Genomic DNA, 9805 nt, shown 5'->3' on the forward strand with positions numbered 1-9805 from the left:
CTACACCGGGTCCGGCACGTACGCCCCGATCCAGCGCGCCAGTTCGTCGAACACCTGCGCGCGCACCGGCGGCGAGGACAGCACCAGGTCGTGCATGCCGCCCTCGATCCGCACCACCGTCACATGCCGCCCCAGACGCGGCGCGAGCATCGCGATCCGCTCCGCGTCCAGCACCGCGTCGCCGCTGTGCAGGCCCTCGTTCCACTCGCGGGCGTCCACGCTCGCCGTCGACGACATCGCCAACACCGGGCAGTCCACGGCCAGTCCGCGCGCCACCGCACGGTGCCCGCGGTGCACGGCGGCCACCCAGCCCGCGTACGCCGGGATGCCCGTGATCGCCTTCCACTCCGGGTCGAACACCCACTCGCCGTGGTGGTCGCGGTGCAGGCTCTCGCCGTAACCGCCGCCCAGGCCGCCGGGGATGGGCCGCCGCGCCACGTAGTGCCGCGCCGCGTGCACCGCCCGCACGCCGACCGTGCGTGTCACCAGCGGCGCGTTCAGGTCCAGGAACGGGCTGTTGAGGAACAGCCCGTCGACGACGCCGCGGCCCGCCCGGTGGTGCGCCCACAGCGCGGTGATCAGGCCTCCCGTCGAATGGCCGTTCACCAGCAGCGTGTCGTGGCCGTCGACCTCGCGCACCAGCTGGGCCGCCAGGTCGAGTTCCTCCGCGTACCGGCCCAGGTCGTCGACGAAGTTGGTCCGCCGGTGCGGGCGGATCGACCGGCCGTACGAGCGCAAGTCCAGCGCGTAGAAGTCGAATCCGAGGCCGACGTAGAAGTCCGCGAGGTGCGTCTGGAAGAAGTAGTCGTTGAAACCGTGCACGTACAGCACCGCGCGCTTCGTGGGGGCCGACGCGCGCCTGCGTACGAGCGTCGCGACCGCGGCGCCCTCCGTGTCGTCCCGCAGCGGCAGCTCCGCGGCCTCGAAGGCGTCGCCCAGCACGTCCGGTTTCCACGACAACTCGTCCATGCCGGGCAGTCTGCCATCGCGGCCGCGCCGCGCCCGGCAGCACCGGGCCGGAGTGGCGCGGGGCGATATGAGAGGCTGTCGCCCGACAGCACGGCAGGAATCCGGTGCGACACCGGAGCGGTCCCGCCACTGTGACCGGAAGGCGACGCCCCGCCCGCGCGACCCGTTCGACGCGCGCGACCACGGGGCACAAGCCTTCCGGGAGCCAGACACTTCCGGCTGTCCGGACCCGCGCCGCGGGGCCGCCACCGACCAGGGCGTGGACACCCGAGGGAGGCCGACAGCCGATGTCGCCGCGCATACCGAGCCGTTGTTCGTGCTCCGCAGGCCCGACGGGCGCATGCCGATGAGCGCCGGCTACCCGTTCTCCGCGATCGTCGGCCTCGCCGACCTGCGCCTCGCCCTCCTCCTCAACGCCGTCTCACCCGGCGTCGGCGGCGTGCTCGTGCGCGGCGAGAAGGGCACCGCCAAGTCCACCATGGTCCGCGCGCTCGCCGCGCTGCTGCCCGACGCGTCCGTCGTGTCCGGCTGCCGCTTCGCGTGCGACCCCGCCGCGCCCGACCCCGCCTGCCCCGACGGCCCCCACGACGCGTCCGCGCCCGGCGAGGACCGCCGCGCCCGGCTCGTCGAACTCCCCGTCGGCGCCACCGAGGACCGCCTCGTCGGATCGCTCGACCTCGAGCGCGCCCTCGCGGAAGGCGTCAAGGCGTACGAGCCCGGCCTGCTCGCCGCCGCGCACCGCGGACTGCTGTACGTCGACGAGGTGAACCTGCTCCACGACCACCTCGTCGACCTGCTCCTCGACGCCGCCGCCATGGGCACCGCGCACGTCGAACGCGAAGGCGTGTCCGTCCGGCACGCCGCACGGTTCCTCCTCGTCGGCACCATGAACCCGGAAGAGGGCGAACTGCGCCCGCAGTTGCTCGACCGGTTCGGGCTGACCGTCGAGGTCGCCGCCAGCCGCGTCCCGCGCGAACGCGCCGAGGTCGTGCGCCGCAGGCTCGCCTACGAGGCCGACCCCGACGGCTTCGCGCGCCGCTGGGCCGACGACGACGCGGCGCTCGCCGCCCGCATCGGCGCCGCCCGCGCGCTGCTGCCCGACGTCGCGCTGCCCGACCGCGAACTCGACCGCATCGCCCGCGTGTGCGCCGCCTTCGAGGTCGACGGCCTGCGCGCCGACCTGGTCACCGCGCGCACCGCCATCGCCCTCGCCGCCTGGCACGGCCGGGTGGAGGTCGAGGCCGCGGACGTCCGGCAGGCCGCGCTGCTCGCCCTCCCGCACCGCCGCCGCCGCAACCCGTTCGACGCGCCGGGCCTCGACGAGGACCTGCTCGACGAGGCCCTGCGGGACGAGGACCCCGAGCCCGAGCCGGAACCCGAACCCGACGACGACCCGGACGGCGGGCCGGACGGGCCCGACGGGGGCGGCCCGGACGACGAACGCCCCGACGGCGAACGCCCGGACGGGACACCGCCGGGGCGGGCCGACCCGGGCGCCGACCAGGGACGCACCCAACCGCCGCAGGCCCCGGCCGCCTCGACCGCGCCACCTGAGGCCGCGCCCCGCGACACACCACCCCGCGACACACCGCCCCGCGAGACCGCCGCACCCGTCGCGCCCGACCAGGCCGCCGTCGCGGCCGCCGAACCGTTCCGCACCCGGCTCCTTGCGGTGCCCGGCCTCGGCCAGGGCGCGGCGGGCCGCCGCTCGCGCGCCGAGACCGGCACCGGGCGCACCACCGGCGAACGCCGCGCCGGCCGCGGCGCCGCCGGACGCCTCCACCTCGTCGGCACCGTCCGCGCCGCCGCCCCCCACCAGGTGGCCCGCGGCCGCACCGGCCCCGGGCTTGTCCTGCGCCGCGACGACGTCCGCGAAGCGGTCCGCGAGGGCCGCGAAGGCAACCTCGTGCTCTTCGTCGTCGACGCCTCGGGGTCGATGGCCGCGCGCGCCCGCATGCGCACGGTCAAGGGCGCGGTGCTGTCACTCCTCCTCGACGCGTACCAGCGCCGCGACAAGGTCGGCCTCGTCACCTTCCGCGGCGCCGGCGCCGAACTCGCGCTGCCGCCCACGTCCTCCGTCGAGGCCGGCGCCGCCCGGCTCGAGGCCCTGCCGACCGGCGGACGCACACCGCTCGCCGCGGGTCTGCTGCGCGCGTACGAGGCCCTGCGCGTCGAAAAGCTCCGCGACCCGCGCCGCCGCCCGCTCCTGATCGTCGTCACCGACGGCCGCGCCACCCACGGCCGCGACCCCCTCGGCGAAGCCCGCCGCGCCGCGGGCCTCCTCGCCGCGTCCGGCACCGCCTCGGTCGTCGTCGACTGCGAAAGCGGCCCGGTCCGCCTCGGCCTCGCCGCCCGCCTCGCCGCGGACCTGCAAGGCCCGGTCCTCGGCCTCAACGACCTCGCCGCCGACGGCCTCGCCGGCCTGGTCCGCGACCTCCGCGCCGCCAGCTGACGGCCACCCGACGCGATGCCGAGCCACGACGAGGCCGCCCTGACCCGACCCGCCGACCGCGACGACCGGCCCACGCCTGACGGGACGGCGCCACCGACCGAACACGCCGGACAGGCGTGCCGCTTGCGAGCACCGGCCGAAGACGCCCCGGCGAGCAGGCGGCCACGCTGCGCCCCCCGGTTCGTGCACAGCGTGGCGGCGCGTCGTCGATCAGTCCGTCGCGGCGGGTGGCGGGGAACCGCGTTGGTGCGTCGTCGCCTGCCCGTGCGGCGGACGGCCCTGCCCGGTGGCTGCGCTTCGCCGCGTCTGCCAGGTCCTGCCGGAGCGGCCCTGCGGGGCTTCCCGACCGCGGCCTTCCGGCCCCGCCGACGCGGGCTCGCCGCGGTGTTCGTGTATGGGTGCCACGTCCATCCCCGGCTCGCGAGCGACCACCGCGCGCACGCGCAGCGGCCGGGCCGCGCCCAGGCCGCACGCCGTCGCCACGCCGGCCAGTGCCGGCATCACCAGTATCGGCACCGACCAGCCGCCGCTCGCGTCCTTGAAGGCGCCCCGGGTCAACGCGCGGCGCTTCCCGACGGGGCCCGCGGGATGGTCGATCTCCTGTGCGCCGACATGAACACCGCCGCGATCGCGCAGTGTTCCCGGCCCGTCGAAGGCCGACCTCCGCGTGACCACCTGACCGTCTGATCTCGCGGACCCGTCCCTACCCGCCCGTCGGCGAGGCCGACTCGTCCGACCCTCGTCCCCGAAGGAGTCCCCATGCCGCAAGGCAAGCCCGAGCAGGTGCCCGACGACGGGCTGACCACGCGGCAGCGCCGCAACCGGCCGCTGGTGATGGTGCACACCGGTCCCGGCAAGGGGAAGTCCACCGCCGCGTTCGGCCTCGCGTTGCGCGCCTGGAACCAGGGGTGGCCGATCGGGGTGTTCCAGTTCGTCAAGTCCGCGAAGTGGAAGGTCGGCGAGGAGAACGTGCTGCGCACGCTCGGGCGCCTCCACGACGAGACCGGCGAGGGCGGCCCCGTCGCCTGGCACAAGATGGGCGAGGGCTGGTCGTGGATCCAGCGCCCCGGGTCCGAAGCCGACCATGCGGCCGACGCCGCCGAGGGCTGGGCGCAGATCAAGCGCGACCTCGCCGCCGAGGCCTACCGGCTCTACGTGCTCGACGAGTTCACGTACCCCGTCAAATGGGGCTGGGTCGACATCGAGGACGTCGTCGAGACGCTCACCGCCCGCCCCGGACAGCAGCACGTCGTCATCACCGGCCGCGACGCGCACCCCGATCTCGTGGAGATCGCCGACCTCGTCACCGAGATGACCAAGGTCAAGCACCCGATGGACGCCGGGCAGAAGGGGCAGAAGGGCATCGAATGGTGACGCCGGTCCCGCGGATCGTCGTCGCCGCGCCCGCGTCGGGCCAGGGCAAGACCACCGTCGCGACCGGCCTGATGGCCGCGTTCGCCGCGCGCGGCCTGCGCGTGTCGCCGCACAAGGTCGGCCCCGACTACATCGACCCGGGCTACCACGCGCTCGCGTGCGGGCGCCCGGGGCGCAACCTCGACCCGTTCCTGGTCGGGGAGGAGCGGGTGGCGCCGCTGTTCGCGCACGGCGCGCGCGGCGCCGACGTGGCCGTCGTCGAGGGCGTCATGGGCCTGTTCGACGGCGCCGCCGGACGCGCCGGGTTCGCCTCGACCGCACACGTGGCGCGGCTGATCGACGCGCCCGTGGTGCTGGTCGTCGACGCGCGCTCGCAGAGCGATTCGGTCGCCGCGCTCGTCCACGGCTTCGCGACGTTCCGCGCCGACACGACGGTGGCCGGTGTGGTGCTGAACCGGGTCGGGTCCGCGCGACACGAGGCGATGCTGCGGGCCGCGCTCGCGCCGCTCGGCCTCCCGGTGCTCGGCGTGCTGGGGCGGCACGACGTGATCGCCAAGCCGTCCCGGCACCTCGGGCTGATCCCGGTCGCCGAACGGCACGCCGACGCCGTCGAGACCGTGCGGGCGTTGGGGGAGCTCGTCGCGCGGTCGGTCGACCTGGACGCCGTGCTGCGGCTCGCACGCTCGGCTCCGCCGCTCGCCGCGGAGCCGTGGGACGCCGCCTCCGAGGTCGCCGCTGAGGTCGACGGTGAGACCGACGGGGGGCGGGGTCGGCGCACGGTCGTCTCGTCAGGCCGCCCGCCGACCCGGATCGCGGTCGCCGGGGGAGCGGCCTTCACCTTCGGCTACGCCGAGACGGCCGAACTCCTCGCGGCGGCCGGTGCGGAGGTGGTCATCGTCGACCCGCTGCGCGACGAACGGCTGCCGGACGGCACCGGCGCGCTGGTGATCGGCGGAGGCTTCCCCGAGGTGTACGCCGCCGAGCTGTCGGCGAACGCGAGCCTGCGCGAGGACGTCGCGGCCTTCGCCGCGCGCGGCGGGGCGATCGCCGCGGAATGCGCGGGACTGCTCTATCTCGCGCGCACGCTCGACGGCAGCCCGATGTGCGGCGTCCTGCCCGCCGACGCCCACATGACCGAGCGCCTGACCCTCGGCTACCGCGACGCCGAGGCAGCATCCGACTCGGTCCTCGCCGCGCGGGGAACCCGAGTTCGAGGCCACGAGTTCCACCGCACCACGCTCTCGCCCCGATCAGGCGACAACGCCGCCTGGCGATGGCCGGACGCACCCCCAGAGGGCTTCGTCACAGGCGCCGTCCACGCGTCGTATCTGCACACCCACTGGGCAGGCAACCCGGCCGCAGCGGTGCGCCTGGTCGCCGCGGCAGCACGTACGGCGTGCTGACGAGGTGGCTCCGGCCGACGAGGCTCGGCGCGTGGACGCGGGCGGGGCGCAGCGCGCGTGCGCGGACAGAGCGGGCGGCCACGGCGCCAGGCGTTCAGCGGTCGTGTCGGGCTGCGTGTACGGCGTGCTGACTTGTGGGCGGCGGCTTCTGCTGATGAGGCGCGCGACCTCGGCGGCACAGTGCCGCGTGGAGGCGCGTGGTGGGGGGCGCTGCACCGGGGAGACACCTGGTGCCGGGCACGGTGCATGGTCGAGCTCGGCCTGGCCGGGGGTGTGTTCGTTCGGGTCGGGGCGGGGTCAGGGTGCACGTGCGTGCGAGGGCGGTCGTGCTGCTGAGGCCGGTCCGGACCGGCGCAGCGTGGATGGTTGGCGTGAACATGGCCTGTGCCAGCTTCTCCCATCGCCGAAGAGCGCTCCGCCGCGGCGGCGTGCGTTCGTTCGCGGATCTCGTCGGGGCGGGCGGTATGTCGGGGTCGGGGACTGCGGAGCCCGTCGTGGCTCTGGCACGATGGCGCACCGGTCGGTGGAACCCTCAACCGGTCGGTCGTCGTCGTGGCCTCGGTAGGGGTGTGGCGGTGTCGGGTGGCCGGGCAGGACGGCGCGGCGACGTGGAACGGAACAGGACGGCGGCAGATGGCTGACAGGGTCACCGTGATCGGGTACGACGGGGCGCCGTTGTCGGCGGCGGCGCGGGGTGCGCTCGCGTCGGCGACGCTCGTCGCGGGTGGCGCCCGCCATCTCGAGGCGGTGCCCGTACCGGAGACGGCCGAGCGTGTGGTGATGGGCAATGTGCACGTTGCCGCCCGTCGGATCAGCGAGCACCGGGGTACGGCTGTTGTGGTGGCGTCCGGCGATCCGGGGTTCTTCGGCATCGTGCGGATACTGCGGCGTCCCGAGTACGGCCTCGAGCTGGAGATCGTGCCGGCGGTGTCGTCGGTCGCGCACGCGTTCGCGCGCGCCGCGATGCCGTGGGACGACGCGAAGGTGGTCAGCGCGCACGGGCGCGAGCTGCGCCGCGCGGTGAACGTCTGTCGGGCGTACGGCAAGGTCGCGGTGCTCACCGGCCCGGGTTCGGGTCCCGCGGAGCTCGGGTTGATGCTGCGCGGCGTGCCCCGCACCTTTGTGGTGTGCGAGAACCTCGGCACCGAGCACGAGGAAGTCACCATGCTCGCGGCCGACATGGCCGCCGACCGTACGTGGTCGGATCCGAACGTGGTGATCGTCGTCGGACCGAATCCGGCCACGTCCGCGCCCGCCGGGTGGATCGCCGGGCAGCGGTCGGACTTCCCCGGGCCGGTGCGCGGCTGGGGCCTGGAGGAGGACGCCTACGCGCACACCGGTGCCGCCATGGTCCGGGCCGAGGTGCGTGCGCTGGCGCTGTCGCGCCTGGGGCCGCGTCCTGGAGATCTGGTGTGGGACGTCGGCGCGGGCAGCGGCGCGTTGGCCGTCGAGGTCGGGCGTCAGGGCGCCGCGGTGATCGCCGTCGAGCGCGATCCGGTCGGCTGCGAGCACATCTCCGCCAACGCGGCGCGGTACGGCGTCGAGGTGCAGATCGTGCCCGGCACGGCTCCGGACGTGCTGTCCCGGCTGCCCGACCCCGACACGGTGTTCGTGGGCGGCGGCGGCGCGGACGTGGTCGCGGCGTGTGCCGCGCGGCGTCCCGAGCGGATGGTGGCGGCGGTGTCGGCGTTGGAGTCGGTCGGCCCGGTGCACGCGGCGCTGACCGGCGCCGGATACGCCGTCGAGGGAACGATGCTGCAGTCGTCGCGGCTTACCCCCGCCAGCGGCGCCGAGCACCGGTTGCGGCCCGAGGAGCCGGTGTTCGTGCTGTGGGGCGACCGGTTGTGACGGTCGCGGACGGCCCGGGTCGTCCGCTGGTGGTCGGTGTGGGCGCGTCGCGCGGGGTGTCGTACGACGAACTCGCCGACACGCTGGCGGCCGCGCTCGCGGCGGCGGCCCTTGAGGCGTCCGCCGTGGGAACGGTCGCGACCCTGGACGGCAAACGCGGCGAACCGGGCATCCATGCGCTCGCCGAGGCGCTCGGCGCGGAACTGGTGTGGCTGCCCGCCGAGGTGCTCGCGAACGTCCCCGTGCCGACCCCGTCCGACGTCGTGCGCGCGGCGGTCGGGACGCCGAGCGTGGCGGAGGCGGCGGCCCTGGCCGCGGCGCGCGGGGGCGACCTGCTGATTCGCAAAACCCTCAGCGACCGCACCCCGTCTCTGTGCACGATTGCCGTTGCGTGCCATCGGGTTGGTGGGACGGGAACGAGATGAACGGCCGGAATACGACGGTCGACGCACAGTGATTCGATCAGAGGGGATGGGGTTGTGATCAATGGTGCGACCCCGCCGACCGGCACCGGCATAGTCACCAGCATGATGGACGCCGACAGCAGCGGCACGGCACACACCGCGGGCACGGCGGACACCGCCACGACGGCGATCAGGGGCACGGACACACCACGCATGCGCAGCACCACAGGAACGGCGTCCGGACCCCCGCACGACGACGGCATCGACCTTCGCCACCACGGCGACCGCGAGGTCGCGCCCGGCCTCGTCGACCTCGCCGTCAACGTGCGCGGCGCCGCGCCGCCCCCGTGGCTGGCCGAACGCATCGCCGAAAGCCTCACCCGCCTCGCCGCCTACCCGGACGCCTCCTCCGCGCACGCCGCCGTCGCCGCGCGGCACCGCCGGCCCGTCGACGAAGTGCTCCTCACCTGCGGCGCGGCCGAGGCGTTCGTCCTCCTCGCACGCACCCTGACCCCGCGTCACGCGGTGGTCGTGCACCCCCAGTTCACGGAACCCGAGGCCGCGCTGCGGGCCGCCGGGCATACTGTGCGTCGGGTCCTCCTCACCGAACGGGAGGGCTTCGGCCTGGACCCGGCTCGCATCCCGGAGGAGGCCGACCTCGTGGTGATCGGCAACCCGACCAATCCGACCTCCGTCGCGCATTCCGCGGACACACTCGCGGCGCTCGCCCGTCCCGGCCGCGTCCTCGTCGTCGACGAGGCGTTCGCCGACACCATTCCGGGGGAAACCGAAAGCCTCGCCGAACGACGCGACGTCGACGGCCTCGTCGTCGTGCGCAGCCTCACCAAGACCTGGGCGCTCGCCGGGCTGCGCATCGGCTACCTCCTCGCCCCCGCCGACCTGGTACGACGCTGCGCGGAGGCGCAGCCGCTGTGGTCGGTCTCGACCCCCGCCCTCGTCGCGGCGGAGGCGTGCAGCGCCCCCGTCGCCGTGGCCCACGCCGACGCGGCGGCCGTTACGCTCGCGACAGACCGGGCGTACCTCGTCGCGAGGCTGCGGGCGATTCCCGGGGTCCGACTGCCCGTCGAACCCCGGTCCTCGTTCGTGCTCGCCCACGTCGAGGACGGCCTGACGGTCCGTGAACTCCTGCGCGAGCGGGGCTTCGCGGTCCGCCGGGCCGACACCTTTCCGGGCCTCGGCCCGGACTGGCTTCGGATAGCGGTACGGGACCGTGCCACCACAGAGGCATTCGCGGTTGCACTAGAAGGAGTGTTGAGGACGTGAGCGAGCGAAGCGAGCGAACCGGTATGAGGGGTGCGTTTCGCGTCTGCCTCGACGGCCTTGGCGAGGTGGCG

7 protein-coding genes and 1 riboswitch are annotated in these 9805 nt (G+C 75.1%); of the genes, 6 read left to right on the top strand and 1 reads right to left on the bottom strand.

All coding sequences use genetic code 11. The features are described 5' to 3' along the window. Window positions 1-969 (bottom strand): alpha/beta hydrolase, encoded by a 969-nt coding sequence (locus QI554_RS11105; protein ID WP_281468646.1) that lies wholly within the window; start codon window positions 967-969, stop codon window positions 1-3. Window positions 970-1064: 95 nt separating this feature from the next. Then, a riboswitch (cobalamin riboswitch) is annotated at window positions 1065-1183 on the top strand. 126 nt (window positions 1184-1309) lie between these two features. Between QI554_RS11105 and QI554_RS11110 the strand changes: the two genes are divergently transcribed. From QI554_RS11110 to cobC, 6 genes are all read left to right on the top strand, one after another. Then, the gene (locus tag QI554_RS11110) at window positions 1310-3421 is read left to right on the top strand and encodes a putative cobaltochelatase (RefSeq protein WP_281468745.1); all 2112 of its coding nucleotides are present in this window, start codon (window positions 1310-1312) and stop codon (window positions 3419-3421) included. Between the two features lie 759 nt (window positions 3422-4180). Next, window positions 4181-4795 carry a cob(I)yrinic acid a,c-diamide adenosyltransferase gene (gene cobO, locus QI554_RS11115; RefSeq protein WP_281468648.1) on the top strand — a complete coding sequence of 205 codons (615 nt, stop codon included), beginning with the start codon at window positions 4181-4183 and terminating at the stop codon, window positions 4793-4795. Beyond that, a complete protein-coding gene (locus QI554_RS11120; RefSeq protein ID WP_281468650.1) occupies window positions 4789-6198 on the top strand; it encodes a cobyrinic acid a,c-diamide synthase CobB in 1410 nt (469 codons plus the stop codon). The genes cobO and QI554_RS11120 overlap by 7 nt, the downstream gene beginning before the upstream one ends. A gap of 633 nt (window positions 6199-6831) precedes the next feature. Next, window positions 6832-8046, top strand: a complete 1215-nt coding sequence (cbiE, locus tag QI554_RS11125; protein ID WP_281468652.1) for a precorrin-6y C5,15-methyltransferase (decarboxylating) subunit CbiE — start codon at window positions 6832-6834, stop codon at window positions 8044-8046. Then, window positions 8028-8471, top strand: coding sequence for a cobalamin biosynthesis protein (locus QI554_RS11130; protein WP_281468654.1), 444 nt, complete (start codon window positions 8028-8030; stop codon window positions 8469-8471). Before cbiE ends, QI554_RS11130 begins: the two co-directional genes overlap by 19 nt. Window positions 8472-8663: 192 nt before the next feature. Continuing rightward, window positions 8664-9734: an Rv2231c family histidinol phosphate aminotransferase CobC gene (cobC, locus tag QI554_RS11135; protein ID WP_281468747.1), complete on the top strand. Its 1071-nt coding sequence runs from the start codon at window positions 8664-8666 to the stop codon at window positions 9732-9734. Window positions 9735-9805: the final 71 nt, after the last annotated feature.

Source organism: Yinghuangia seranimata (genome assembly GCF_029953285.1).
GTDB lineage: Bacteria > Actinomycetota > Actinomycetes > Streptomycetales > Streptomycetaceae > Yinghuangia > Yinghuangia seranimata.

Excerpts from the sequence above, each read along its gene's own strand:
- QI554_RS11105 (WP_281468646.1), bottom strand. The coding sequence starts at position 969 with ATGGACGAGTTGTCGTGGAAACCGGACGTGCTGGGCGACGCCTTCGAG.
- QI554_RS11110 (WP_281468745.1), top strand. The coding sequence starts at position 1,310 with ATGCCGATGAGCGCCGGCTACCCGTTCTCCGCGATCGTCGGCCTCGCC.
- cobO (WP_281468648.1), top strand. The coding sequence starts at position 4,181 with ATGCCGCAAGGCAAGCCCGAGCAGGTGCCCGACGACGGGCTGACCACG.
- QI554_RS11120 (WP_281468650.1), top strand. The coding sequence starts at position 4,789 with ATGGTGACGCCGGTCCCGCGGATCGTCGTCGCCGCGCCCGCGTCGGGC.
- cbiE (WP_281468652.1), top strand. The coding sequence starts at position 6,832 with ATGGCTGACAGGGTCACCGTGATCGGGTACGACGGGGCGCCGTTGTCG.
- cobC (WP_281468747.1), top strand. The coding sequence starts at position 8,664 with ATGCGCAGCACCACAGGAACGGCGTCCGGACCCCCGCACGACGACGGC.